Annotated in this window: 20 protein-coding genes; 8 read left to right on the forward strand and 12 right to left on the reverse strand. The window is 48.7% G+C overall.

Going from position 1 to position 25922, the window contains the following annotated elements:
- Nucleotides 1–218: 218 nt before the first annotated feature.
- The gene (locus QCB44_RS00150; protein ID WP_279407173.1) at nt 219–2885 is read left to right on the forward strand and encodes a diguanylate cyclase; all 2667 of its coding nucleotides are present in this window, start codon (nt 219–221) and stop codon (nt 2883–2885) included.
- 74 nt (nt 2886–2959) lie between these two features.
- Here the strand turns inward: QCB44_RS00150 and rpmG are convergent, their stop codons facing one another.
- The 8 genes from rpmG to radC form a co-directional block, all read right to left on the reverse strand.
- Nucleotides 2960–3112 (reverse strand): 50S ribosomal protein L33, encoded by a 153-nt coding sequence (gene rpmG, locus QCB44_RS00155; RefSeq protein ID WP_130538181.1) that lies wholly within the window; start codon nt 3110–3112, stop codon nt 2960–2962.
- A 10-nt stretch (nt 3113–3122) separates the two neighbouring features.
- Nucleotides 3123–3359: a 50S ribosomal protein L28 gene (gene rpmB, locus QCB44_RS00160; protein ID WP_279407174.1), complete on the reverse strand. Its 237-nt coding sequence runs from the start codon at nt 3357–3359 to the stop codon at nt 3123–3125.
- Nucleotides 3360–3585: 226 nt separating this feature from the next.
- Entirely contained in the window at nt 3586–5313 is a 1728-nt protein-coding gene (locus QCB44_RS00165; protein WP_279407175.1) for a hypothetical protein, read from the reverse strand.
- A 119-nt stretch (nt 5314–5432) separates the two neighbouring features.
- Nucleotides 5433–7295 carry an alkaline phosphatase PhoX gene (locus tag QCB44_RS00170; protein WP_279407176.1) on the reverse strand — a complete coding sequence of 621 codons (1863 nt, stop codon included), beginning with the start codon at nt 7293–7295 and terminating at the stop codon, nt 5433–5435.
- Nucleotides 7296–7465: 170 nt separating this feature from the next.
- Entirely contained in the window at nt 7466–9316 is a 1851-nt protein-coding gene (locus QCB44_RS00175; RefSeq protein ID WP_279407177.1) for an alkaline phosphatase PhoX, read from the reverse strand.
- A gap of 13 nt (nt 9317–9329) precedes the next feature.
- Complete coding sequence (locus QCB44_RS00180; protein WP_279407178.1) at nt 9330–10142, reverse strand: DUF1461 domain-containing protein; 813 nt, start codon at nt 10140–10142, stop codon at nt 9330–9332.
- Between the two features lie 111 nt (nt 10143–10253).
- Nucleotides 10254–12098 carry a carboxypeptidase-like regulatory domain-containing protein gene (locus tag QCB44_RS00185; protein WP_279407179.1) on the reverse strand — a complete coding sequence of 615 codons (1845 nt, stop codon included), beginning with the start codon at nt 12096–12098 and terminating at the stop codon, nt 10254–10256.
- 210 nt (nt 12099–12308) lie between these two features.
- The gene (gene radC / locus QCB44_RS00190) at nt 12309–12989 is read right to left on the reverse strand and encodes a DNA repair protein RadC (RefSeq protein WP_279407180.1); all 681 of its coding nucleotides are present in this window, start codon (nt 12987–12989) and stop codon (nt 12309–12311) included.
- A gap of 123 nt (nt 12990–13112) precedes the next feature.
- Here radC and QCB44_RS00195 point away from each other — a divergent pair, with 123 nt between their 5' ends.
- A complete protein-coding gene (locus QCB44_RS00195; protein ID WP_279407181.1) occupies nt 13113–13502 on the forward strand; it encodes an acyl-CoA thioesterase in 390 nt (129 codons plus the stop codon).
- A gap of 15 nt (nt 13503–13517) precedes the next feature.
- On the opposite strand, the gene QCB44_RS00200 is transcribed toward QCB44_RS00195, so the two are convergent.
- On the reverse strand, nt 13518–16958 hold the full coding sequence (locus tag QCB44_RS00200; protein WP_279407182.1) for a mechanosensitive ion channel domain-containing protein: 3441 nt from the start codon (nt 16956–16958) through the stop codon (nt 13518–13520).
- Between the two features lie 346 nt (nt 16959–17304).
- Here QCB44_RS00200 and QCB44_RS00205 point away from each other — a divergent pair, with 346 nt between their 5' ends.
- Nucleotides 17305–18369 (forward strand): hypothetical protein, encoded by a 1065-nt coding sequence (locus tag QCB44_RS00205; RefSeq protein WP_279407184.1) that lies wholly within the window; start codon nt 17305–17307, stop codon nt 18367–18369.
- 3 nt (nt 18370–18372) lie between these two features.
- Complete coding sequence (locus QCB44_RS00210; RefSeq protein ID WP_279407185.1) at nt 18373–19635, forward strand: FAD-dependent oxidoreductase; 1263 nt, start codon at nt 18373–18375, stop codon at nt 19633–19635.
- A 55-nt stretch (nt 19636–19690) separates the two neighbouring features.
- Here QCB44_RS00210 and QCB44_RS00215 read toward each other — a convergent pair whose 3' ends face one another.
- Nucleotides 19691–20191, reverse strand: coding sequence for a LuxR C-terminal-related transcriptional regulator (locus QCB44_RS00215; RefSeq protein ID WP_279407186.1), 501 nt, complete (start codon nt 20189–20191; stop codon nt 19691–19693).
- A gap of 81 nt (nt 20192–20272) precedes the next feature.
- Here QCB44_RS00215 and coaBC point away from each other — a divergent pair, with 81 nt between their 5' ends.
- Nucleotides 20273–21490, forward strand: a complete 1218-nt coding sequence (gene coaBC / locus QCB44_RS00220) for a bifunctional phosphopantothenoylcysteine decarboxylase/phosphopantothenate--cysteine ligase CoaBC (RefSeq protein WP_279407187.1) — start codon at nt 20273–20275, stop codon at nt 21488–21490.
- An 18-nt stretch (nt 21491–21508) separates the two neighbouring features.
- On the opposite strand, the gene QCB44_RS00225 is transcribed toward coaBC, so the two are convergent.
- Complete coding sequence (locus QCB44_RS00225) at nt 21509–21985, reverse strand: DUF302 domain-containing protein (protein WP_279407188.1); 477 nt, start codon at nt 21983–21985, stop codon at nt 21509–21511.
- Between the two features lie 92 nt (nt 21986–22077).
- Nucleotides 22078–22965, reverse strand: a complete 888-nt coding sequence (locus QCB44_RS00230) for a hypothetical protein (RefSeq protein ID WP_279407189.1) — start codon at nt 22963–22965, stop codon at nt 22078–22080.
- Nucleotides 22966–23118: 153 nt separating this feature from the next.
- Between QCB44_RS00230 and dut the strand changes: the two genes are divergently transcribed.
- The 3 genes from dut to QCB44_RS00245 all read left to right on the forward strand — a co-directional run bounded on the left by dut (nt 23119) and on the right by QCB44_RS00245 (nt 25922).
- Complete coding sequence (gene dut, locus QCB44_RS00235; RefSeq protein ID WP_279407190.1) at nt 23119–23580, forward strand: dUTP diphosphatase; 462 nt, start codon at nt 23119–23121, stop codon at nt 23578–23580.
- Between the two features lie 69 nt (nt 23581–23649).
- Nucleotides 23650–25029 carry a phosphomannomutase/phosphoglucomutase gene (locus tag QCB44_RS00240; protein WP_279407192.1) on the forward strand — a complete coding sequence of 460 codons (1380 nt, stop codon included), beginning with the start codon at nt 23650–23652 and terminating at the stop codon, nt 25027–25029.
- A gap of 74 nt (nt 25030–25103) precedes the next feature.
- Nucleotides 25104–25922 (forward strand): HDOD domain-containing protein, encoded by an 819-nt coding sequence (locus QCB44_RS00245; RefSeq protein ID WP_279407194.1) that lies wholly within the window; start codon nt 25104–25106, stop codon nt 25920–25922.

Here is a 25922-nt window from a genome sequence, read left to right on the forward strand (position 1 = left end):
AGTTGTCGATAAGCGAACTGTTTTGTGGATGAGCGAGCCTCTTAAGAGAAGCCGTATCAATTTTAAACCTAGGGGAGTGGTGTTGCTCCGCGAGAGGGGAGGCAGGGCTGATGTATAGCTTACGGCCTCATTTTGGGAGGCTACTTAAAAATTCCCTTTGTTATCGGTGTTTTATCCTATAATGAGGACTTTAGTTTTTTCTTTACAGGTCATATCGTTTGCGTTTTTCGTTTCGGCCCTATCTATTTCAATTGATTCGTTTTTTGTTCTTGTTGTTGCTAACCAGCGGCACGGCCTCAGCTGGCCATCCTGAAAATAGCCTCCGCCCGATAACCGTTCAGATTAACTGGAATCACCAGTTCCAGTTTGCGGGGCTGTATGCTGCCATTCAGCAGGGTTACTATCAAAAAGCGGGCATGGACGTCAAAATCAAAAGTTGGCGGCCAGGCGTGCGGGTCGCCGAAGAAGTGGCCTCCGGCCAGGCGGATTTTGGTGTGGGGTACGGTTCTTTGGTGGCGGATTACGCACAAGGAAAACCTATTTCTTTAGTGATGGCCTCATTTCAATTTTCTCCCATGGTGCTGCTGTCTCATGAGCCCATTGATAGCTTGTCTCAGCTTTCCGGTAAGACCGTCATGCATTTTGGAAACCTGCAAGTTTTTGGACTGTTAAATAAAGCACGACAGTTAGCCTCTGAACCGATCAAAGAAGTTGAATCCAGCGGAGACTTACAGGATTTTATTGATCATAAGGTCGACTATTACGCCGCTTTTCTAACCAATGAACCCTATCGCCTAAAGCGGGCGGGAGTGCCTTACTATGTGCTCGATCCTAAATCCTATGGGGTGCAAAGTTATGGGGATCTGATTATTACCTCTAGCCAAAAGGCCGCGATGCAGCCTGAATTAGTCGAAGCGTTTAAGCAGGCCACTATTCAAGGTTGGGAATACGCCTTGACGAATCCTGAAAAGGTTGTGGATTTTATTTTGCAAAATTATCCGGTGGTGAAATCCCGAGATGCTCTTTTAGCAGAAGCGAAAGCGACCGAAATTTTTGTTAAAACCGGTGAAGTCCCTATTGGTACTGTTGAGGTTCCTAAATTGATGGCAACCGCGGTCAGTGCGAAAGAGGTCGGCCTGATTACTCAAAAAGAGCTTGACCATTTGGACATGGAAAAGTTTGTCTTTGATAAAGACCGTGCGTTGTTTACCGAAGAAGAGCGTGCCTATTTGGCGAGTCATCCTGTGATTAAGTTGGCCAATGATATTGACTGGGAGCCGTTTGAGTTTATTGATGAGCAAAAGCGTTATCGTGGTATTGCGGCTGATTACTTTAGATTGTTCTCGAAGAAGCTCGGTGTTCATTTTGAGCCGGTTCTGGAAGAGCGCTGGCCGGAAGTGGTTGCGATGACTCAATCGGGTAAATTGGATGTTTACTCCTGTGCGGTCGCTACGCCTGAGCGTGCAGAGTACATGAATTTCACCCAGCCTTATCTCTCGTTTCCGATGATGCTGGCGGCGAAAGACGAGGTCAGTTTTATTGATGACTACAGTCAGTTGAAAGGTAAAGTGATTGCCGCAGTGAAAGGGTATTGGAGCGAAGAATACCTTAAAGAGCATTATCCTGAGATTAAGGTGCTTTCGGTCAATTCTGTTCATGAGGGGTTGGACGCGGTTATAGAAGGACGTGCTTTCGGCTATATCGGCAATCTGGCGGCGATCAATTTTGCTATTCGTAAATACGGTGCCGAGGGCGTGCGTATTGTCGGGCAGTTTGGCGAGCGCTTTGAGCTGGCGATCGGGGTGCGTAAAGACGACCAGCTACTGTTTAGCATCATGCAAAAAGTTTTAAACATGGTCACCGAAGAAGAGCGCCAAGCGATTTTTAATCGCTGGATTAAGCTGGAAGTGGTCAATAAGCTGGATACTCGCCAGTTATTACAGATTGTGGTTCCAGCCTTGCTGGTGATTGGTGCCTTGCTGTTTACCTTGCTGTTCTATATTTATCAGAAGCGCCAACAGAAGCGCTATATCAGACAGATTCAGGAGCTTTCTTATGCTACAGAGATTGATCTGAAAAACTTTGAAATTATTTGGAGTAGTCGCGCCTTTGCAAAGTTAAGTGGCTACGCACTAGATGAGCTGGTTGGCATGAATTACCTGCGATTGGCAGGAGGATCGATTTCTGAAGAGCAGTTGAATCAGATTTATCAGCGTGTGAAAAACGGTCGATCCTGGCATGGAGAAGTGGAAGGAAAGACAAAGAGCGGTCAATCTTACTGGGTGGATCTGACCCTTACGCCGAAAAAGAACCTTTTGGGGCAAATTCGCAGCGTATTGGCAACTCGAATTGATGTAACGGATAAGAAGCGCATTCATCTGTTATCCATCACGGATCCGCTGACCGGGCTTTATAACCGGCGTTATTTCAATGAAGTCATCGAGCGCGAATTAAAGCGGGCACAGCGCCAGCACCTCTCCCTATCGTTGGCGATGATTGATATTGATTACTTTAAAAAAGTGAACGACCTCTACGGCCACCCGCATGGCGACATGGTGTTGAAAAGGGTGGCGGCGACTATTCAAGAAGCCTTCAATCGCGCAGATGATTTTGTCTTTAGAGTCGGCGGAGAAGAGTTTATGGTTGTTTCTTCTTTTGAAAATGCCATGAGTTTTCAAGAACATTTAGAAATGCTGCGTAAGCATATTGAAGCACTGGGCATTGAGCATGAAGGAGCTTCTCAAGGTGTGATTACGATTTCTGCAGGAGGGCTTTACATACAGAGTGCAGCCCAGAGCAGTGCGGAAAAAGTTTTGCAGCAGGTGGATCAAATACTGTATCAGGCTAAATCCCAAGGCCGGAACAAAGTGGTGGTGCACTCTTAAGCCGGGGTAGTTTTTTTAGGTATAAAAAAACCCGGTCTTTTGAACCGGGTTTCATCAAACAGCTTGGATAAAGCTTACTTGATTTTTGCTTCTTTGAACAAGACGTGTTTACGAACTACTGGATCGTATTTCTTGATCTCGAATTTGCCAGCCATGTTCTTCTTATTCTTATCTGTCGTGTAGTAATAAGCAGACTCGGTTGACTTCAATTTAATCTTATCGCGCATGGCAGTCTCCTTAGACCTTCTCACCACGTGAACGCATCTCAGCGATCACAGAGTCAATGCCTTTTTTGTCGATGATACGCATACCCGCTGTGGAAACGCGTAGTTTTACAAAACGGCTTTCACCTTCTGACCAAAAACGGTGCGTTTGCAGGTTTGGCAAAAAGCGACGACGTGTTTTACGGTGAGAGTGGGAAACATTGTTACCGACCGCAGGACGCTTTCCTGTGACTTGGCATACTTTAGACATTTCACAATCCCTCTAAAAGTTGGAGTTTTGAAAGATCTTGGTTCCGACTCGTCGGCGTCTTTCAAATTTCCGTTTTTTGTAAATAAAAATATTCGAATATTTCTATACTTAGCGCTGGATCAAGCAGCGAAAAATAAGAAAGCGGAATTATCCATGAATTGATTACAAAATGCAAGTCGCTGCAAATTTAAATTTACAATGACTTACATTGGACGAGTTCCTTGGATCAGTTGCGGATAATTGGCTCTTCAATTCCGGTTGTTTCATCAAGAGGCACGATGTCCCAGCTGCTTCCCACCGGTTTAATATGCGGATCCCGGCCATAGATATAGCTCTGTTCTTCCACAATCACCTTATAGGCTTTATTGAGCATTAAAGCGCGCTCTGCAGAAGGCAGGAGTAGGTGACCGATATCGTTATGCAGGGTTTTGATTTCCGCTTCTTTTATGCTGCCATCGGCATTATAGAACTTGGCGACCACTTCATCGTTGTCTCTAAACTCATTCGCAGAGTGGTTGTTCAATAAATATTCGGTGTATTGATAGGTACCATCTTTGAATTTAGGTTCTTTTAGGCCGGCTAACCCTTTCTGCGTCCAGTGATACCAGCCTTCCTGATAATGAGAGGTGTCTAGTTTACGCGGGAACGCGAAACTGGAATCCGTCGTAATGCCAATACCTGAATGACAGCCAATACAATTGAGCGTTTCTTCATAGTTTTGTGGGCGCAGCTTTCCTTCGGAATTTTCAATGAAACCTTGATAGAGCCAGCCGACCCCATTGGAAAGGCCGAATTCCGCATCGCCTTTAACCCTTCTCAAACGGTCGGGGAAATCATGGGCTTCTTTGATTTCTGATAGGGCGGCATTTTTGAGTTGAAAGTAAGTATTCCAAAACTGCTTTTTGGCATAACGTAACTCCTTTAGCCTAGGAGATAACGTCACTTGTCCGTTTTCATTTAAAGCCAAATAGCGCACTGAGTGTAAAAACTCGGTGCCTTCCGGGTAAAGCCCGGCAGCCAGGTGTAACTTTGCTTCGGCCTGTAATTTTTTGGCCTTGCCAACGTAGTGCATATAGCGCTTGTCCAAAGGAGCCCAGTCATATACAACTTCGGTTGCCATATCCAACTGACCGTTTTTATTTAGGTCGACATCGTAGATTTTTTCATCCGTTTCAGGAATGGCAATGTTTTTACGCTGAATCATTGCCAATACGATGGATAGGTTGAGGTGATAAACCGCTCGGCTGTAGTTGCCTTGCTCGTCTTGACGCATCGCTTCAGGAAGGCGAATTAATACATCATCGGTACTGCCGTTGGTAGGCCAAAAGGTTCCTAAGAATGGTGAATAAGCAAAAGCCCTCCATCCGGTATCGTTTCCGGATGGATCGCGATCATAACCTTCATTGTCAAAATTAAAGTAACAATCTGGCGTGAACCCGTCCCATTTGCCATTGCCATCAAAATCCCACGCTTCCGGTAACTTGTGTAGACGTTCTGCCAACTCAATTTTACCTTCTTTGGTGAAATAGTTCGTTTGATTCACATATTGTGAAATCTCGTCATCAGTCATTTTATCAACCTTGTCAGACCGATCTTTAAATAGGTTTGTCCAAGGGTTTTTACGAGTGGTTGATCTGAAATCTGCAAGTAGCTGAAACTCACTGTCATCAATATAGTTGGGTTCCTGTCCAACGGTATGGCAGCTAAAGCAAGGATTATTTACCTTGTTATCGAACTTGGTCTTTGTATAGCATTGGCTTGGAATGTAAGCATAAGGGTTGTGTTTAATCTCATTCGATTTCAGGCTGACGCCCAAATCATTTTTAGTAGCTGTGCTGCTGGTTGAACCTTCATTGGTCGGAATGTTCTTCGAACTTTTGTTCTCACTTTGGCAGGAGGTTGTCACTAAAACCGTCATCAATGCCAATCCGGAAAATAGATGCATTTTTTTCATTTCAAAACCCTAAATATCCATAATATTTTTAAGTTAATTCACTGCGTCAATGCGTTAACTTAAAAATACGATTTAAAAAAGGCGCACAAGGCGCCTTTTTTAGTTTATAGAACCAGTGATTACTTCAATTTGCTGAAATCAAATGGTCCGATTACACCAACTTCAGACTTAACTTCAACGCCTGCTGGGCGAACATAACTGCCTGAAACTTCACCGAATGGATGCTGAGCTGTGTTTGTCAGATAACCAAAACCATTGATATCTTTGTACCAGTAGGAGTTCGTCATTTCAGCACCATAAGGTCCGGTTGCAATACGCTGCAGCTTGCCTGTGTTTAGGTCATAAGACCAAACCATATCGTTAGGGTGCTTAGAAGTATCTTCACCGATAACAAGTGTGTTAGTTCCTTCCAGGAATGTTGCATTGTCAGGCTCTGCAAGCGAAGATACATCACAAGAGTTGCCTTCTAGAGCGGTTCCCGTGTAATCAGTAGGAATACCGGCAATTAAACCTTTCATGCTGTAAGCAACATAGTCAGAACCGACCGTTTCATTAGACGCGACATCTAATGCATAAACGGCACCGCAAGTGTTTTCAGACAATTGAATGTCATCGTTGCCACCAAGGTCATACGAAGAACCAGCCGTCATACCGCGGTAAATTCTAGACATCACAACATAAAGTTGATTGTCTTTTGCATTGAACGTCACCCCTTCTTTTTTGCTGAACTCAGAGGTTGCACCAAGGATTGCGCCCATACGACGTGATTCTAGACGACCCGCTAATGCAATGTCTGTATTGTCGACGGTTCCATCGCCGTTCACATCGTTCAGTTTCAAACACTCATTACCGTTAGCCGTGTTGATATTAGTGAAGCCGACAGTCGGGCAAGAACCATCAACATTAGGGTCTTCTGAGGAGAAGATGTCAGCAAATGTGATGGCGTCTGTGGCGGTATTCATGTCGCCGTCTGGGTTTAACAAGGCTTCAATGTCAGTATTGCTGGCATGCCCTAGGCTGATCCAGGTTAGCGTCGCTGAACCGGCGTTATCAGCAGAAACCTGGTGCCATTTAGCCGCATATAAAGTACCCGCAGAAAGGTCTTGAGCTGTATCCGCGACAAACATGAACAGCATACCGTTGCTACCATCATCGGTTAGGTAAACGGTTTTTTCGTCAGGCATCACATAAGCTAGCTCGTGAGCAAAACGTCCCATTGAATAATGCTTGGTGAATTCAGGGTTGCCATCTGCGTCTACTTTAACTTCAGGTGTCCAACCATAGTAGTAAGGGCTGTATTTTGTGGCATCTCCCCCCCAGTAAGATTCGATAGTGGATAGAGGATAACCTGAGTCAGTGACATTCGCTCTTGCATCTGGCTCATATTCTTCAGAACCAATATGAGACTGCCAAGGAGAAGTCATACCCGCACAGTGCACCCAGCCACCGAAACCAGATTTTTGGCTAACAAACTGCAAAGTATTAGGCGTAGCAGACAAAGCGCCGGTGGTGGCGTCTTGAGTGACTTCGTTCATATACATAGCACCTGGCGCACACTCAAATTGTGAAACCATGTAGGTTTTACCATTTTTTTGTAGCAATGAAACGTGGTCTAGACCTGATCCAACCCCTTCATCTGTCCCATTACAAAGATAGTCCGAACCATCAGCAGCTTTGGCTACTTGATCTTGGTAGTCTTTCACAATACCGAAAGTTTCGCCGTTATTAACGTCACCGGTTTTCATCAAAGTAGTGTAAGAAATAGTCTGGCTTTCACCTGCAATGGTGACTTCTGTTGCAGTACGGATAGTGTTTTTTTCATCTTCGGTAACAGCAGGCGTTACTTCAGTAAAGTCTAATTCTGTAGAATAGATTTCGCCATCAGCACCCGTGGCACCGTCTTCACCGGCACAACCAGCCAAGTTCAAAGCCATCGCCGCGAGTGCAGCAGACATGGCCATATTCAAAGCTTTCAATTTCATGTTAAGTTCCCTATTTTTTGATTGATTAACCAGAAGTTGGTTGGCGCAATCATAAGAGAACTTTGTTACAGTTCGATTGCATCAAAATGGCGATTTTGTGAAGGATATGTGACACGGCAACAGAGGGTTGCAATGTCGTTAATTTCGCCTGCGAAGAGGTCTGGCAAGTTTTAGGGTGTCAGCTTGAAAGGACCTATATAGCCAGCTTGAGACTGTTTTAATCGGGCATCAGCCGCCTGATTTTTAAGGGGATGTTGAGTGACTAGGGTGAGATAAGCGTAGCCGTTGATATCGCCGTGCCAGAAGGTTGAGGTCGCTTCCGCGCCCTGCGGCGCGCTAAAAATGCGGGTTAAGGTTTGCTGGTAAGGGTCAAAGGACCAGACAAAATTATTCCGGTGTCGATCGGAATCCTCTCCAATGATCAGGCTGTTGGAATCGGCTAAAAAGCTGATATTGTCCGGATTGGCCAAATATTCGGTTTCACAGCGTCCATCTGCAGTCGGTTTGCCGGCGATCAGGCCGGTGGCCTGTTGGACAATATAGTCTGATTTCATGTTCATATCAGAGTGTATCGGCAGGGCATAAACCCCTCCGCAGGGGTTGTAACGCAAATGGATATGGTTTCCACCGCCTTGGTCATATTGGGCGTTCGGTTTTCCTTTTTTAGCGTAGTTTTCCATGCCGCGGGCAATTTCGGAGAGTGACAGGTAGAGTTCGCCGCTGTGCGGGTTGAAAGTGATCCCTTCCCCTTTACGGAATTCGGTAGTGGCTCCCATGTAGGCTGCCATGCGCCGGGTTTCCAGACGGGAAGCGATAATGGCATCGGCCTCGTTAACCGTCTGATCGCCATTGATGTCTTTCAGTTGCAGGCATTCGTGACCGGCCGATGTATTGATGGATACAAAAGCACTTGGGCACAGGCCTGTTGAGTTCGGTTGCGCCGAGGCGAACAGGTCGCTGAAGTGCAGTTTTTTCGCTACCCATTGGCGGATGTACCGGTCTCTGGCGTGTCCGAGTGAAATCCAGTGAATCTGGGCTTCTCCGAGTCCTTTGTCGGAGGTTTGTTGCCAGCGGGCCGCATACAGGGTTCCCGCTGAGAGGTCTTGCGGGCGATCGGCGATAAACAGGTAGAAGCCGCCATTGGTACCATCATCGGAGAGATACACGGTTTTCTGGTCTGGCATTACATACGCCAGTTCGTGGGAAAAACGCCCCATACTGAAATGTTTGCGGTAGTGTGGATCGCCCGTTTCAGTAATCGTGACTTCCGGAATCCAGCCGTAAAAATAGGGGCTGATTGTGTTTAAACTACTATTTAGAGGGCTGTCGGATGACTGCTTGCCAGATTGGTTTTGCCAGTAAAGGGCAAGCTCATCATAGTAGCGATTGCCGCTGCTTTGACGGCTAGCGTCATAGTGTTTTTCAATATAACGAGCATCCGGCTCATACTCTTCCGATCCCAAATGCGATTGCCACGGGGTGGTTTGCCCGGCGCAATGCACATAGCCGCCAAAATCGACCGACTGATCGATATAGCGCAGTGAGTTCGGTTTAACGCTCAAATAGCCCTGGGCATCTTGTTGCAGTTCACTCAGGTACATGGCGCCGATGACACACTCGTACTGCGACACCATGTAGAGCTTGCCATTTTTTTGCAAGATGGAAACGTGATCCAGCCCGGAGCCGATGCCGTCATTGGTGCCGTTGCATACATAGGGTGAGCCGTCTTTGAACAAAATCGGCGCTTCGTTGACATCTTTAACCAGTCCGAAGATTTCCTGGTTATTGCGCTCTCCGGTGGTAAACAGCGTGTGATAGCCGATCGTTTGCTGTTTGCCGTTTACGCTCGCTTTTACGGTGCTGAGTAATTGGTTCTGTTCGGTTGGGGTGTTTGGCGCTTGCAGCGCTTGAAACTGTAAGTTTAAGGAGGCCTGTTCGGTTTGTGCACACGCTTCGCACCCCAGAATACTCCATACCAGGAGCACACTGGAGAAAAGGGAAAAAAGTGGTGTGTGTTGCATGGTGTAATCAGGCCTAGTTGGGGGTATGAGTCATCGATGAGTGCGGTTTGGCTGAGGGTATTTTAGTGTGAAACAGTTTGAGCAGCAGCATAAAAATGAACAGGCCTGCCGCCAAAAGCGCGGCGGCGATATAGGCGAACAGATCCGGTGCCTTCATCATGGTGCTCATCAACGAGTCCTGGTAGTAGAAAAACCAGCGGTGTTCCGCTGGAAAAATCCAGACGTGCAGCTGATAGAAAACAGCTTTTGGGCCGAATAGCGCGAGAACGGCGGCCAGCAGGGTCAAGCCCGCTCCTAGGTTCCAGACAGCCTGCCGCGGTGTGGGAAAAGGGGATTTCGACATGAGCAGATAGGTGGTGAGCAGGCTCCAAAACAGTAGCAGAAACCAGCCCGTGCGCTTCATAAAGTCCAGCAGATTGGCGACATCGGTCAGATGTTCGATCTCCTGGCGGTGCAGCAGCGGAATCGGAGCAGGCCTGTTCGGGATTGAATAGCTTAAGCGGTTTAAGCCTTCGCCGTGGTGATGAATCGCCTCGACAATGCCGGCAAACAGTTCGAGACGAGTGGCTGTGTCGGTCTGTTCAAAGCTGGGGCGAAACCGGTTTTGCGGCGCATAGTGTTCGATATGCTCTTCCATGTTGGCGACTTCATACCAGAGCGGATAGAGAAAATCCGCTTTGGCCAGCAGCATCCAGCTCACATACAGCGAAAGAATAAAGGTGAGCCAGACCCAGAAAAAACTCCTTAGGGTTTGCAGCCAAGACGGTTTCAAACCCAGCAGGCTTGGTGGGGTCGATGTTTGAGTAGAGCGTTGGATTTGCTTCATGACTTCATTTTGATGAAAACAAGCTTGTTAAAAAGTAGTTCTCTAGCATTCTAAACAAAAAATCCCCGACAGGCGGGGATTTTAAATGAAGCGTTATTTTGTTCTAGAGACTTAATTCTTTTCAGGTAAGTCCGCTAGCTTCGAGCGGATATTTTCTGTATTCGAGAGGTTCGATCGAACTTGAGTAGAGTCTGTATCTGTGACAAATGTATTAACTGGGATAATGTTTCCAGCGTTATCTGTTGTAAAGACATGCCAGATGTCGTCGTCGCCATTACCGCCTGTAATTGGAGCGTTAAAGGTATGCGATTGCCCAAATTTGTCTACCACAAAGACTTGGGCTGCCGAGGTCGTTGAAATCGAACCGGTACCTGAGTAATGATGCACATAGAAGTTGTATTCACCAGGGATCATTTGATAAATAGTTGTGGTTTCAGGGCCATAACTTGTCGTATCGTCTCGGTCTAAGTACGCTGTAGCGTTCGGATAGCTCACTTGATAAGTTACCTCATCATATTCGCTTGTGCAGTTTGCATCCGCATTTTCTTCTGAATCTGCCCAGCATTGTTCATAGTAGGCAATGTGGAAACGATCGTTATCATCCAGTGCGTTTACTTTTGGTCCTGTCAGGTGAGAGTCTAAATCACTAGGATTCTGATCCCATGTCAAGATAATGGACATATCAGCAGCAGTATCTAGATTGCCAGTATTTAGTTCCGGTCTTAGGAACAACGTTTGAGTGGCTATCGTTGAAGTAACGGCAATATTTTTATATGACGTGAAGTATCCATCTTTGCTTACTTCAAAGGTATAAACGCCTGGGGCCATTTCAGAAAATGAAACATTACCAGAAGTGTCGGAGGTTGAAGTGGCTAGAACTTCTCCATATTGGTTATTTAAACCGGCACGAACAGATACAGAGGCTTGTTCAATGGCGCTGTCTCCTGTTGTGGCGTCAATTACATTGGCGTTGAATGTGACCGCGACCGTTTCATCGGAACCGATAACCGGAATTAAAGCGACGCTGACATTACTGGAGGCAGAAAATGTACTTAAATTTTCATAGCTAACCGTTTGATAACCATCTGCCGTGATAGTGACGTCATAAACGGCAAAGCGGGGAATCTGGAGAGAGAAGGTTCCCGTTTCATCAGAGGCGGCTGAGTAGACTTCTCCAGTGGAAATATCGGTAGCTTGAATCGTTGCCGTACTCACGCCAGTACCAGTGGCGCCAATGGTCACTAATCCGCTGACTGTTGCGGTTACATTGTTGTCGTTATCGTACATTTGGCTCACATCTGCAGTTGCCACTAGCGGGGTACCATCTGTATCAGGGATCATTACACTGCTATCGATTACGCGAATGTTCAAATTGTCCAAAATGCCGTCATAGCCCGTGCTGTCTGCTGTAAAAACGCCATTAAAATGATTGAAGTCAGTAAATCCTTCTTCCTGAATCGCTGTATTTAAGGTCTGTAGTGCTGTTTCAAGTTGCGTTTGCAGAGTGTTCAGTTGGGTTTGGGTAAATGTTTGATAAAAGGCCTCCAATGAACTGTTACCACTTGGTAGTGCATTAGAAAGCAAAATAGTAGTAATTGGAGTGACATTGGCTCCTGAATCATCATCGGCGTATGAAAAAAGCACAAGAGATGAGTTGGGGTCCTCTGCGCGTACAAAGAAAGGTGCGGTCATGCCGGAAACTGATGCGGAGTAATCTCCGTTTGCGTCAGCTGTTGAGGAGACCTCAGTTCCGTTTGCATCTCGGATGCTTATGGATGCTCCAGCGATTGGAGCACCAATCGCAACGGTTCCATCCAAAATATCATCATTGGTTGAGTAAGTGGAAGATGTTTGAGGTGGGTTTTGGTCGCTGCTGCTGCTTCCTCCGCCACATCCATATAACGCTAGTGAAAGCAACGGAACCGAAAAAAGATGAATTAGGGTGTTTTTGTTCATGAACATTCCTGAGTATTGATTAAAACACCAAGATTCTACTTAAAAAGAATAAAGTAGTGAGAAAAAATACTTAATATTTTCATCAATAAAAATTATATCAACAGAAGTGTTTTGTTCATGAAAACCCTAATGTATTGATTAAAAATACATTAATTAAGATTTTGTGTGAAAGGTATACATGTTAGAAGGGAGGCGGGTATTAATGACCAATTAAGGCATTTGCTGGTGTTGGGCGAGTGAGTGCCAGCGTCCGAAGTCGCCGAGGATAATATGATCCAGGCAACGTATGTCCAACAGGTTCAGTGCCTCGCTGAGGGTTTGGGTAAGTTCGATATCGCTTGGGCTGGGTGTCGGATCACCGGAAGGGTGGTTGTGGGTCAGAATGACCGCTGCGGCATGATGATCCAGCGCGCTTTTGGCCACTTCACGCGGATGGACGCTGGCCTGATTCAACGTGCCGGTAAACAGGACTTCGAATGTAATCAATTGATGCTGTTGGTCAAGCAGGAGCACACCGAACTGCTCGCGCTGCTGAAAACCAAGGGTATGAATCAGGTAGTGGGCGACGGCTTGCGGATCGGTAAAAGCGTCGCCCTTTTTGAGTCCGGATTCAAAGTGGCGGCGCGACATTTCCAGAACCGCTTTGAGCTGCACGTATTTGGCTTGTCCCAAGCCTTTGGCCCGGCAAAATTCGGTTTCATCGGAATTCAACAGGGCGTGTAAACTGCCGAAGTGATCCAGCAGGCTTTGCGCCAGTTCCACCGCGCTTTGTCCTCGAACGCCGACACGCAGAAAGATTGCCAGTAATTCGGCATCAGACAAGCTTCCGGGGCCGAAGTTAAGCAGTTTTTCTCGGGGTCGATCGTGTTCGTGCCAGTCGCGAATGGCCATAAACCGTCACCTTGCCATATGGCGCTTAGGCGGCTTTCATGATGTTTCCATCATTAAGCATCCTGAATTAAGTGCAGATGAATTATGATATTGGCATCATAAAAGTGGCAGGGAGTCAGGTCAATGTTTAAATATCCGATGCGTGTACGTGACTATGAGTGTGACGTGCAAAGAGTCGTGAATAACAGTGTGTATCAAAACTATTTCGAGCATGCCCGGCATGAGTTTTTGCTCTCGAAAGGAGTCGATTTCTCAGCCTTGGCGGAAATGGATGTGAACTTGATGGTCATTCGCGTCGAGATCGATTACAAACGGCCGTTGCGTCCGAAAGACGATTTTTATGTGACCGTGGAGGTTGAAAAGGTCTCGCGCATTCAATATGCGTTCATTCAGCGTATTCATCTGCAAGAGGATGACCAAATCATGGTATCGGCACGAACCATGGGAGTGGCGGTGAACGCCAAAGGCCGACCGACCGCCTCTCCGCATATGGATCAGTTGTTGATCGATTAACTGCGCTAGACGGGGTCAGTCGCTCGCCAGGGTTTTCGCCATTGGCGGGCTGTCGTCGCTGGTTTTTTTGCGCGCCTTGGTCAGTTGAATTTCCAGGGGGCGTGTCGTATCCAAATGCACATCGCGTTGTGGGAAGGCGATGACGATGCCCGCCTGGTTCAATTTGTCGTTAATCAGTGTGTGCAGCTCTGATTTGATCTTCAGGAAGTTATCCAAGTCATCCACGTAGACGCGTAATGACAGCTGCAGGGCGTTGTCGCCAAAACTGTCAAAAATAACGGAAGGTTCCGGATCGTCAAGTACGTCAGGGTGTTCGGTAGCCGCTTCCTGAATCAGTTTTAACGCCTTGGTCACGTCGCTGCCGTAGGCGATGCCCACATCGACTTTCACGCGCATCACTTGGTCCGAAAGCGACCAGTTGATAAACTGTCCGGTAATGATCTGTTTGTTTGGGATCACCAGTTCCTGCCGGTCCCAGTTAACGATGGTGGTGGCGCGAATACGGATTTTGGATACTTTTCCGGAGACGCCGTCAACGGTCACAATATCGCCAACACGCATCGGCTGTTCAAACAGAAGAATGATCCCGCTGACAAAGTTGGCGACAATTTCCTGTAAACCGAATCCAAGCCCAACCCCGAGCGCAGCCACCAGCCATTGAATGTTGGACCATTCGATTCCCAGCGCGCGGAAAATCAACACAAAACCGATAATGGCAATGATGTATTGGGTCAATGACGTAATGGCATAACGTGCCGCATTGCTGATTGGCAGATGTTTGAGCAGGGTGAATTCCAGCAGGCCGGGTAGGTCTTTGGAAAGCAGCAGGGTCATGGCGCCCAGAGCGATCCCTAATACCAGATCCCCGAGGGTTAACGGCACCTGTTGCTGCACACCGTCCACCCATTCGGCTTTGGTGAGCGACAGCGTACTGTCACTGATGAGATTTAAGGCCGGGATCACGTCGCTCCAAACGATCCAAAGGCCGAAGAGGAAGGCCAGAATAAAACCTAGGTTAAGAGCTTGGCGAGCCTGTTTGCTGAGCTTCTCGTAGTCCATCAGTTCCGGTTCTTCGAGAGGAGGGGTGGCTTCACTTTCAGATGCGGAATCTTTGGTCAGCGTTTGTTGCAAGGCTTGGCGTTTTTGCAATAGCTCTTCATAGTGGCGTTTTCTTTCCGATAGATAGATGCCGCGCAGTAACAGTTCTCTAAAGGTGTAAATGACCAAAATAAGCCCCAGGGTCCAGTTAAAGCGCTCGGCAATCACCAGGGCGGAGTAGTAGTAGCCGTACACCGTGGTCCAGATCAAGAACAAAGGGAAGGCGAACAGCAGCGGAAACCACAGAAAGTGCAGCTGTTGCCAGGTCGAATTTTTCTTAGAGGTGGCGAAATCACGCATAATCTCGCTGCGGTTTGACCACAATCGGTAGATGAGCACGGCAAAACCGATCATAAGGCCCACAAAAGCCAAGCGACCGATTAATTGGGTTTCCGCCGGACCATTGGCATCGCTGCTGAGGTCAATCAGCATGATCGAGAGTGCTCCAAGCGGCGCCGCCCATGCCAGCTCTTTCTGGAGAGCGTGACGGACACTAATATGCCAGTGAAAGTGGCGTTCAGCGAGGCCATCAGCGCGGCAGATTTGTTTCAGCCCGGTCAGTACAAAGAGCAGTAAGCCGGCGTCGATTAAGCCTTTGATCAGGTTCTGGCTATAGCCGGAAGGGGTGTCCAGTTGATTGAGAATCGCCGCGGCACCAAACATCAGCCAGGGGATCGGCAGGGTGAGCAGTAAAGTGTAGCCGACTGCCATGAGTGTTAACAGGTAGTTATCGGTGCGAATCGAGGTCATCTGCGACGCCGTCTGTTTTAGACCTCGGGTAAAGTGGCGGCGTGCGCTAATTAATCCAGCGAAGACCAAAAGCCAAAAAAGAAGTAAGAGGTTGTGGCTTTGGATTACGGTCGTTGTATCATGCAATAACAGGGCGAGCCGTTCCGGTGCCAGTAGCCATAGCAGGCTGGCGTTAAAGGCCTCCACAGAGATAAGCGCGATCAAGTTGACGTTAGGCAGCCAAAGCAGGTGATCGTTTAAAAAGCGGCTGTAGTTTTGAGATTGTTCCTGCTGCTGACTGTAGACGGAGTTCAGTTCAGCCAGCTTGCTGATATAGCTGGGATAGAGGTTTTGCAGTTCTTTAGCCGCTTGCAGATATTGCTCGTGCAGTTGCAGGGCTTTTTGCTGCAAAGCGGTTTGGTCCGGTTCACTTTCCGGCGATGCCGTTGATGGTTGCAGTTGGGCAATGATTTCAGTGACGGAAAGTTGAGAAGCCTCTCTCAGTTTTTCGTTTAACAGCAGCTGCTGTAAAACGGCTTCGTTGATTTGGTCTTTGGTTCTGAGCACTTCTCGCGAACTGATTTGCAAGTTAGGCAGCGTCTGCAGTCGTTGATGGAGTACCTGGGCGATGGTTTCTTGTGACCCCTCCAGTTCGACCACCTGTTTATCGCGTGTGAAATGCGATTCGATGGTTGAGATCGCATTTTGGCTCAAGGCGATTTTGTGATCGATCAGTTTTTCCAAATGCACCAGTTCGGTCTTCTGTGTTTGAACGTCGATCAGTTGCTGTTGCAGCGGGTAAAGCACACTGCTGGAGTCAATAGACTCTTCCAAGACCTGTTGCAAGGCGGCTTCCGCTTCGCGCGCTTTTTCACTTTGCAAGCGCGATTGCAGTGTCTGCACGCTTTTCTGTAACAACAGTTTGTCATTCGACCAGTAGTCGCGTTCCGCTTGCGCCAGCTCGGTCAGGGCGGCCAAGTTGTCAAGTTTGAAGTTGAGGGTTTTTACACTGGCTTTGAGCGCCTGCAAACGTGCCTGAATGGCTAGGTTTTGAATGCTCTGAGCAAGGTCCGTGGTGTCTGCAGCGAGTTTGGATTGATTTCCCTGAAGTTGGGCAATGCTTTTTTCATACTGCGTTTTCTGCTCGACCCCTTCCGTGGCCAACGCCAAATATTCGGTCAGCATTTTGTCCCAGTGGGCTAAGTTCTGTTCTGCATTGAGCAGTGCTTGACTGGCATCGTTATACGCTTTGTTAACTTGGGTTTCAGTCAGGGAGTCGATTTTAAGAGCGGATTCTTGTTTAAGGGCTTCCTGCAACACTTTTTGGCTGTTAGCAAGTTTGTTTAAATGGGACTGAGCTGCTTCAATTTGTTGCTTAAGGTGTTGTTGTTCCTGTTCGCTTGTGCTTGCTTCCTGAATCCAGGACGAGGCCTTGTCCAGCTGGGACGCGAGTTCCTGTTTTTGGGCTTCATCAAACTCTTCATTGACTTTTAACTGCTGGTTGAGGCGTTCAACATCCGATTGATGGATAAGGTTCTCATTGAGTGGTTGAACGGTCGGTGCCGCCAAAGATGCAACGAGATAGAAGCAAGAGAACAAGAAGGCGGTTAACAAGGATGCAGGCTTCATAGGCAGTAATCGTCGATGCAAATCATTAGGATGTTCAGGTACATAGAGTACTGTTTCATTTAAGCATAAATCCCCGGTGGCGAATAGCGGTTTGATGAAGATTTATTGCAAACTTCTTTGGTTTGACGTCCAGGCTGAGAGAGGGCGTATTTAAAGGGATGCAGAAATTAGTGAGGGCATAGGACATTTGCCCTGTAAGACACATGTTCGTTGAAACTGGGAAAATTTTACAGTTCAATCAGGCTGTTGCCGCTGGCGTCATACCGCTTTTTTGCTAAGCCGCTTTTTTGTTAAGCATTTGGATCGTGATGATCGACCAGCACAAAAACAGACTAAGGAGTCGCTTATGAAACACCTTGGATTTAAAGCCCCTTTTCTTTTAACGGGCATATCGGCCGCCATTGTGTTGGCATCCTGTGGGGGTGGAGGGTCTTCAACGGCTGATGCAACCTCCAGTACGACAACCTCCAGTGCGGTCGCGATCAGCGGTACCGTGCCGGGAACCAAAATCGAGGCCTTTTGTGCCGATGGTCGCTATTTTTCCGTGAATTCGACGGATAACGGAACCGATCAGCACCCATTTAGTTTAAGCATGCCTGCCGGCGTCGATTGCCGCTTGGTGATGACCACACATGAAGAGGATGAGGTCAATCGAATTGTGTCTCCCATTGCGTTCAGTTCCGCGACGGCAACCAGTGGCCTGATCAATACGCAAGTATCGTTTGATTTGGGTTATGTGCCATTAGCCATGTCGCTGGATGAGATTGTGGATAGCAATGGTGACGGCGTGTTGGATACACCGTTAAGCCTAGCGGTGAGTTTGCCGGAGGAAGTCGTCATTCGCGAATTGGCTGTCGACCCGCTGGACGATGACAATGACGGCATACCGAATGCCTATGAAGACGACGACAACGATGGTTTGTATAACTCGGAAGACGATGATGATGACGGTGACGGTATTCCAGATTCTGAGGATGAAGACCACACGGATAGCGACGAAGACGGCATCGACGATCTTTACGACCGGGATGATGATAATGACGGTTTGACGGACGATGAAGACGACGATGATGATAATGACGGTACGCGTGATGAAGAGGATGACGATTATGATGAGGACAACGAAACATCCGTCACCAATACATATACGCCAGTGACCGCTTATACCGTCTCTGCCGGACGTTTGTTAGCATCGCAGTGTGCCCAATGTCACGGCACCAACGGCTATTCCACTAACAGTTGGGACAGTTTGGCGGGCGAAAACGATCTGGTGGAAGAGATGTTGGAAATTCAGGCCGGAGAAGAAGATCCGATTATGCAGGCGCAAGCTCACGGTTACACTCGCAGTGAAATCGAGGCTTTGGCCGCCTGGCTGGCTACCCAGTCGAGCAGCGAGAGTGAGGAGGACTAAACCATGCAATCATCATTATCACGCAGAACTTTGTTGAAGGCATTAGGTTTGGGAGCGGTCACGGCGGTCGCTCCAAGTTGGCTTCGTGCCGAAGCCTTGCCGCGTGTGGTGGTCGTCGGTGGGGGCTTTGCTGGCGCCACTGCAGCCAAGTATCTGAAACTGTGGGGAGGAACCAGTCTGGAAGTCACCCTGATTGAACCGAACACCACCTATGTGTCGCCGATTCTGAGTAATTTGGTGTTGAACCATCAGAAAACCACGGCGGATTTGAGTTTCGATTATGTCAATCACAGTACGGTTTACGGCATTAATATGATACACGACGCGGTTAACGCAATTGATACCTCTTCACAGCTGATGACGTTGCACAGCGGGGCGACGCTCAGCTACGATCGTTTGATTCTGGCGCCGGGCATGGAGTTTGCAGAGATTAACGGACTTGATTATGAGAAGGTGCCGCACGCCTGGAAAGCCGGGGCGCAGACGAACTTGTTGCAGAGCCAGATTGATGCGATGCAGGATGGCGATCATTTTGTCATGACGGTGCCAGCCTCTCCGTACCGCTGCCCTCCAGGCCCTTACGAGCGTGCCTGTGTGGTGGCCGATTATTTGCACAACACCAGAGGGTTAGCCAACTGTCAGGTGACCGTTTTGGATGCGAATGCTGGCATTACGGTGGAGGCCGAGACCTTTGGCGCGCAGTTCGAGGCCTATGGCATCACCTATCGTGCCAATATTTCGATTGCCAGCGTGGATTCTGATGCACGCAGCATCACCTTTAGTGAAAACGGCGGGGCGTCGGAAACGCTGGAGGCCGATGTATTGAATGTGATTCCCAATCAAAAAGCGGCCAAAGTGGTTGTGGATGCAGGATTGGTGGCAGGGAATTGGGCGCCGGTGAATCCACTTAGCTACGAGTCGACATTGGCGCAGCATGTGCATGTGATCGGCGATTCGCAGGCCACCGCGCAGCCCAAATCCGGCCATATGGGAAATTCACAGGCCAAAATTTGCGCCGATGCGGTATTGCGTTCTTTGAACAATCAAACGCCTTATGAAGCGCCTAAAACCAATACCGCCTGTTACAGTCCGGTGTCGTCCACCCACGCTTCGTGGTTGACGGCGGTGTATGAGTACAATGCCGAAACCGGTGCGATGCAACTGGTGCCGGATGCCGGTTATCCGGCCTCCGGCGCGCCGAGCACGCAAAACTATGAGGATATGTTTAAGTGGTCCGGCAATCTGTTTGCCGACACCTTTGCTTAACGGAGTTGGGTGCCGCTTATTTTGATCAGGCCTGTTGAGTTTATGAAAGGTGTTCTCAATGAATCAGCAGGTCTTCAAAGAAGTAAGCGACCAATTCATGCCGGCCGGATAAGCCGGCTTTTTTATAGAGGTTGGAGGCTTGTTGGCGGACTGTTTTCTCCCGGGTTTCGCGCACACTGGCAATTTCATCCAAAGTCAGTCCTTTCAAGAGCAGCAACCCTACCTCTTTTTCACTTTTCGTTAGCCCCCATTCTGCAAACTGTTCTTGAATCATTTTCGAAAATTCGCCCATGAGTTTGCGGGCCTGATCCTGGGAATGGCTCAGTTTTTTTTGGGTGGTGGCCAGCTTTTCATGCATCTGCTTGATTTGCCGACTCTGTTGATGATGCCAGAAAGTCAGAACAATAAAGGCGCCAAGCGCGATCAGCCCTAGGAGTATTTCAACCAAAATGTGCGGATTGAAACCGCCCATCCCCTCCCAGTCGTGCAGGACGTCAATAAACGAGACCAGAAAAATCAGAGTATAGGTGGTCAAAATGAATTTAAATTGGTTCATGCTCCTGCTCCTAAACTGCGCCAAATGCAGTCAAAAATGGGTATCATGTGCAGAAGTCTAACCTGTCAACATGAAACGAAGATGAAAATACTATTGGGTGTCACCGGCGGAATTGCCGCCTACAAAGCATTGGAACTGACCCGTCTGTTTGTCAAGTCTGGCCATCAGGTTCAGGTGGTGATGACCGAGGGGGCGAAGGCGTTTATTCAGCCGCTGTCGTTTCAGGCGCTGTCGGGCCATCCTGTGCGTGACAGTCTGTTCGATAACAATCAGGAAGCCGGTATGGGACATATTGAATTGGCGCGTTGGCCGGATCAGGTCGTTATCGCACCGGCTTCGGCGGAAACTCTGGCGCGACTGCGTATGGGGCGTGCCGACGATCTGCTCACTACGCTGATTCTGGCGACCGATAAACCGGTTCTGCTGGCGCCGGCGATGAATCGGCTGATGTGGTCGAATGCGGCAACCCAGGAAAACGTAGAGCTTTTGCGGCAGCGCGGATTTGATTTGTTGCAGCCGGCTTCCGGTGAACAGGCGTGCGGCGAAGTGGGGGAGGGGCGTATGCCCGAACCGCAAGCGATTTTTGACGCGGTAATGGAGGCGGAAAACCGACGCAAACAAACTGAACAGGCCTGGTTGGAATTGCAGGCTTTTTGGAAAGGGCGCAGTGTGCTGGTCACCGCCGGTCCGACCTTTGAGGATCTCGACCCGGTGCGCTTTATTGGCAACCGCAGTTCCGGGAAAATGGGGTTTGCTATCGCCGCGGCCGCGGCCAAGGCGGGGGCGAATGTTACCTTGATTGCCGGGCCTGTTGGGTTGAAGACACCAGACGGTGTCAAGCGGATTGATGTCCGTTCCGCGCAGCAAATGTTTACCGCCGTGCAAGAATATTATTCACAAGCAGATTGTTTTATCAGTGCGGCAGCGGTGGCCGATTTCCGTCCACAGGCACAACAGGAGCAAAAGATTAAAAAGCAGGGCGGTCAAGACACGATGACCCTGACATTGGTGAAAAATCCGGATATTGTCGCCTGGGTGGCGGCACAGGCGGATAAGCCCTATGTGGTCGGTTTTGCCGCGGAAACGCAAAACGTCGTCGATTACGCCAGAGATAAATTGCAGCGTAAAAACTTGGATATGATCTGCGCCAATCAAGTCGGTGAGGGGCTTGGATTTGAGCAGAATGACAATGCCTTGACGTTGATCACTGCCGATTCCGAAACCGTATTGGGAGAGAACAGCAAGAGGGTGCTGGCCCAAGCCCTTTTACGAGAAGTTGCTGAAAGATTTTCCTCTTAGTTCGAATTCGACTGATCGTTAATTCGGTGCTTGAATGACCTTTTGAGTCAATTGATTCAATACACTCTGAAGGCGTGACGCCGCCGCACACTCTTCAGTATGGTGGCGTTTTGCAAGATAGAGCGGATCATTGAAACCAATCCACACCCGCTGTGTTTCATCTTCCCAAACCAAGGCCTTCAGCGGGAGATCAATGCCCAAGGTTTGCGCGCACTGCATAAACGGGGTGCCGCCTTTGGGGTGGCCAAAGATCAACAACTCGGTCGGTCTTAAGGTTTGTTCGACCTTGGCCGCTCCGGCAGCATGATTGATGCGGGCAAACACGATCAGGTTTTTTGCCTTCACGGCGGTTTCCAGTCTATCCATGGTCTCTTTGGCAGAGTAAGGGCTCGCCAGGCGGGTTAAACCATCAATATCCTCGGCGTGAGCCGGTATCAACCATGACAGCAATGCCAGTCCGGTAAAGCAAAGAGTGAGCAATTTTTTGTGAAACATAGTGAAACCTGTTGTAACGAGGGCCAGAGCACTTCGGATAATCGGTTGAAGGCTCTGGCGTTGTTTAGGCTAGATGGCGTGAGAGTGGTTGATTAAGGCAGAGGGTAGATCACCACTTCGTCTTTTAAGAACAGCGGGATTAACAAACGGTTGCGTTTGCTGTCGTATCCGAGATCCGCAGGCGATTCCAAACCATCGGTAATCGTATCGACGGTGTAATCGTTATTGATGGCAAAAATCGATTTGGCCGCCCAGCTGGAGGTGATGATGCGGCCGTCTGCCAGTTTAAGCAATCCGTCCAGGCGGTTGAAGGGCAGGGTCATGACCGCCTGGGTCTCCCCTTGTCCGTCAAAGAAGTAGGCCTGTCCGCTTCCCAAAGTCACCATCATGATATTGTCGCCGTCCGCAATCACACCGTTCGGGTGGCCGAGTTGACCGCTTTTCAGCTTTTGTACCTGACCATCTGTGCCGATGCGATAGAGCGCTTCGGTACCGGAGGGTTTGAAACCGGGTGCCATGCCGCTGTCGGTCGCATACAGACTGTTTTCACCCGCGGCGCTCAAGCCATTCATAAAGGTGCTGCCTTGCACCGGAATGTCTTGTAGCTGCTGGCCGTCTGGCAGTGAGAACACGCGAATGCGATCAATATCGGCAATGTACAGACGATTGTTCAAAATCGCCATCCCTTTGGGTGCGTTTAATGCGGTGTGATCAGACTCGCCATCCAGCCATTTCAGTTCCAAAACCTCGCCATCAGGCGAAACTTTACTGATAAAACCGTTATCGTCTTTGGCAAACGGACTGCCGTTGATATTGGCCACTAAATAGACGTCTTCGGCTGCGTAATACTCCATCGATTCCGGGGTGGCGAATCCGGCCTCTTGAATGTGGATCGGGCTGTCGGCCAGAACCAGCTGGTTGGCAAACAGGGTAATGAAAGAAGCCAATGCGATGCTTAACATGGGGTGTTTGGATGTCATCTTATTCTCCTTGTTCAAGTGAGGGCATGGTTTTCATTGTGCCATCTTTTTTGCCGATATGTGCGCTTTGTTGCGGACTCTTTTAGGCTTTGAGGTAGAATACCAAAAAACTAAATAATCGAACTGAATAAACCCAATAAGGAAGACGTTTTCATGACCCTGCAAGTGCAATATAAGATTTTGGATCCCCGTTTAGGAAAAGAGATTGAGATGCCGCATTACGGTACGCGCGGTTCGGCCGGTCTGGACTTGCGGGCGTGTATTGATGAAGACATGACCATTGAACCGGGGCAGACCGTACTGATCCCGACCGGAATGGCGATTCATCTGGACGATCCCGGATTGGCGGCGATGCTGTTGCCGCGTTCCGGTTTGGGGCACAAGCACGGTATCGTGTTAGGCAATTTGGTCGGTTTGATTGATTCCGACTACCAGGGGCCGCTGATGGTGTCCTGCTGGAATCGCAGCGATCAGCCTTATACGGTGGAAGTGGGGGAACGCATTGCGCAGATGGTGATTGTTCCGGTATTGCAGCCGGTATTTACCCGGGTAGAAGAGTTTGGCGATGCCACTGAGCGAGGCCAGGGCGGATTTGGATCAACCGGTACAAAATGATTGAGCAAACTGAGCAGGCCCGGTAACAAGGCGTGATAGAACGAAACAGGACGAGATAAGGAAACAATAATGGCTCAAGTGGTCGAAAGTATTTTTAGAGCCTACGACATCCGTGGCGTGGTGGATGAGGCTTTAACAGAAGAGGCGGTCGAACTGATTGGCCGCGCTTTAGGGGCGGAAGTGATTCAATCCGGGCAAAGCAAAATCGTCATCGGCCGTGACGGGCGGCTTTCCGGGCCGCGTTTTATCGAGCGTCTAGCCAAAGGGCTGCAGGCTTCCGGCGTGGATGTGATCGACATTGGACAAGTGACCACACCGATGGTTTATTTCGCCGCCGCCACTTTGGATGGGGTGAACTCCTGTGCGGCGATTACCGGCTCGCATAATCCGCCGAATTACAACGGTATCAAGATGGTGGTCAACGGCACCACCCTGTCGGGTGAGTGGATTCAGACACTGTTAAAACGCATCCAAAACGATGATTTTACAACGGGCAATGGCCAGTATTCGACCTTGGATATTGCGCCGGCCTATCATGATGAAATTGTTGATAATATTCAGTTAAAACGTCCGCTGAAAATTGTCGTTGACGCCGGTAATGGGGTTGCCGGCGCTTATGCGCCGCAGATTTTGCGTGACCTGGGGTGCGAGGTGACTGAACTGTTTTGTGAGGTCGACGGCACTTTTCCAAATCACCACCCCGATCCGGCCAAACCAAAGAACCTGATGGATTTGATTGCCAAAGTCAAAGAAATCGATGCGGATTTAGGCTTGGCATTTGATGGTGACGGTGACCGTTGCGGCGTGGTGGATAATCAGGGCGAAGTGCTCTATGCCGATCGTCAGATGATGCTGTATGCACGTGATGTGCTAAGCCGCGTTCCCGGCGCTGAAATTCTGTTTGATATTAAGTGTTCCTCTTTGCTGCCTAAAGAGATCGAGGCCGACGGCGGAAAGGCCACCATGTGGAAAACCGGCCATTCATTCATTAAGGCCAAGCTTAAAGAAACCGGGGCGGCTCTGGCGGGGGAGATGTCGGGGCACATTTTTTTCAAGGAGCGCTGGTACGGGTTTGACGACGGCATTTACTCGGCGGCGCGTATGCTGGAGATTGTCGCTGCGCAATCTGCGTCGGCGCATGAACTGTTTGCGGCGTTACCAGATGCCTATAACACCCCAGAGATGGATGTCGCCTTTGCTGAAGGTGAGCATTACCAGTTTATGGAGAAGCTGAAAAAAATCGCCCACTTTCCGGACGCGACGATTTTTGATCTGGACGGAATTCGTGCCGACTTCGCCGATGGCTGGGGCTTGGTAAGACCCTCCAATACCACTCCGGTTTTAGTGATGCGCTTCGAAGGGGAGACCCAAGCCGCCTTAGAGCGCATTCAATCTGAATTTAAGGCTTTGTTGCATCAAATCGATCCAGATTTGGAATTGCCGTTTTAGGCACTTTTTATTGTCGAACCGATAAACTGCGATTATGATAAGAAAATAAGTCGTATTTATAGAGCACTGAGCATATGGAACAAAAGTTAAGAGCCGCACTGCAGGCGATTCAAGGAGTGAGGATTCCCGACCTGCCAAAAGAAATCATGGAGCTGGATGCGGCGCTTTCAAGTAAGTTTCCCAATAACCAAGATATTACCAATATTATTGAGAGCAACACCAAACTCTCCGGAGAGGTATTGCGCCTGGTGAATTCCCCGGTGATGAAATTGAAAAATCCGGTCAAATCAATCCGAGAGGCGGTGGATATTCTCGGCTATATCAATTTAAAAAATTTGGTGGTCGCGTCGGCTTTACAGAATATGTTCAGTACGCGCGAGGTCCAGGAGATCATTGAGCACTCAAAAGATATCGCTTTCTGTTGCTCCGAACTTTCCGATCATTTGGAAGGGGTGACGCGTGATGAGGCCTATTTGCTTGGTTTGTTTCACAATGCCGGTTGCTTGTTATTAGCCTCTAAAGACCCGGAAAATTATCCAAAGCTGTTCAACAAAGTGCATGCAAAACCGCTTACTGGTGTGAATGTCGAGGTGGAAAACTACGGTTCATCGCATGCCGATATTGGTATTCTGATCGGTAAGAAATGGCAGCTTCCCGGCGAGATGTTGAATGTGATTATGTTGCTCCACCGTCCACCTTCGGTGATTCACAATGATCGAATTCGCGGCATGACGTCCATGATTCAAGTGGCGAATGCGATTGTCAGTGAAGTCTCGCTCGGCTCCTATATAACGGATGAGGCCCGTCAGTATCTCGCGGACGCTCAGGACGACATGATGATTGGTGATGATGTCATTGATACGGTGCGCAAGGCACTGATCGTTTTTAGCTGA

This window comes from Thiomicrorhabdus sp. zzn3, assembly GCF_029767755.1.
Lineage (GTDB): Bacteria > Pseudomonadota > Gammaproteobacteria > Thiomicrospirales > Thiomicrospiraceae > Thiomicrorhabdus.

What these genes read in the sequence shown, in the direction of transcription:
- QCB44_RS00210 (WP_279407185.1), top strand. Translation starts at nt 18,373, where the DNA reads ATGCAATCATCATTATCACGCAGAACTTTGTTGAAGGCATTAGGTTTG.
- QCB44_RS00175 (WP_279407177.1), bottom strand. Translation starts at nt 9,316, where the DNA reads ATGCAACACACACCACTTTTTTCCCTTTTCTCCAGTGTGCTCCTGGTA.
- coaBC (WP_279407187.1), top strand. Translation starts at nt 20,273, where the DNA reads ATGAAAATACTATTGGGTGTCACCGGCGGAATTGCCGCCTACAAAGCA.
- rpmG (WP_130538181.1), bottom strand. Translation starts at nt 3,112, where the DNA reads ATGCGCGATAAGATTAAATTGAAGTCAACCGAGTCTGCTTATTACTAC.
- rpmB (WP_279407174.1), bottom strand. Translation starts at nt 3,359, where the DNA reads ATGTCTAAAGTATGCCAAGTCACAGGAAAGCGTCCTGCGGTCGGTAAC.
- QCB44_RS00230 (WP_279407189.1), bottom strand. Translation starts at nt 22,965, where the DNA reads ATGACATCCAAACACCCCATGTTAAGCATCGCATTGGCTTCTTTCATT.
- radC (WP_279407180.1), bottom strand. Translation starts at nt 12,989, where the DNA reads ATGGCCATTCGCGACTGGCACGAACACGATCGACCCCGAGAAAAACTG.
- QCB44_RS00195 (WP_279407181.1), top strand. Translation starts at nt 13,113, where the DNA reads ATGTTTAAATATCCGATGCGTGTACGTGACTATGAGTGTGACGTGCAA.
- QCB44_RS00170 (WP_279407176.1), bottom strand. Translation starts at nt 7,295, where the DNA reads ATGAAATTGAAAGCTTTGAATATGGCCATGTCTGCTGCACTCGCGGCG.
- QCB44_RS00240 (WP_279407192.1), top strand. Translation starts at nt 23,650, where the DNA reads ATGGCTCAAGTGGTCGAAAGTATTTTTAGAGCCTACGACATCCGTGGC.
- QCB44_RS00215 (WP_279407186.1), bottom strand. Translation starts at nt 20,191, where the DNA reads ATGAACCAATTTAAATTCATTTTGACCACCTATACTCTGATTTTTCTG.
- QCB44_RS00245 (WP_279407194.1), top strand. Translation starts at nt 25,104, where the DNA reads ATGGAACAAAAGTTAAGAGCCGCACTGCAGGCGATTCAAGGAGTGAGG.
- dut (WP_279407190.1), top strand. Translation starts at nt 23,119, where the DNA reads ATGACCCTGCAAGTGCAATATAAGATTTTGGATCCCCGTTTAGGAAAA.
- QCB44_RS00200 (WP_279407182.1), bottom strand. Translation starts at nt 16,958, where the DNA reads ATGAAGCCTGCATCCTTGTTAACCGCCTTCTTGTTCTCTTGCTTCTAT.
- QCB44_RS00165 (WP_279407175.1), bottom strand. Translation starts at nt 5,313, where the DNA reads ATGAAAAAAATGCATCTATTTTCCGGATTGGCATTGATGACGGTTTTA.
- QCB44_RS00225 (WP_279407188.1), bottom strand. Translation starts at nt 21,985, where the DNA reads ATGTTTCACAAAAAATTGCTCACTCTTTGCTTTACCGGACTGGCATTG.
- QCB44_RS00180 (WP_279407178.1), bottom strand. Translation starts at nt 10,142, where the DNA reads ATGAAGCAAATCCAACGCTCTACTCAAACATCGACCCCACCAAGCCTG.
- QCB44_RS00185 (WP_279407179.1), bottom strand. Translation starts at nt 12,098, where the DNA reads ATGAACAAAAACACCCTAATTCATCTTTTTTCGGTTCCGTTGCTTTCA.
- QCB44_RS00205 (WP_279407184.1), top strand. Translation starts at nt 17,305, where the DNA reads ATGAAACACCTTGGATTTAAAGCCCCTTTTCTTTTAACGGGCATATCG.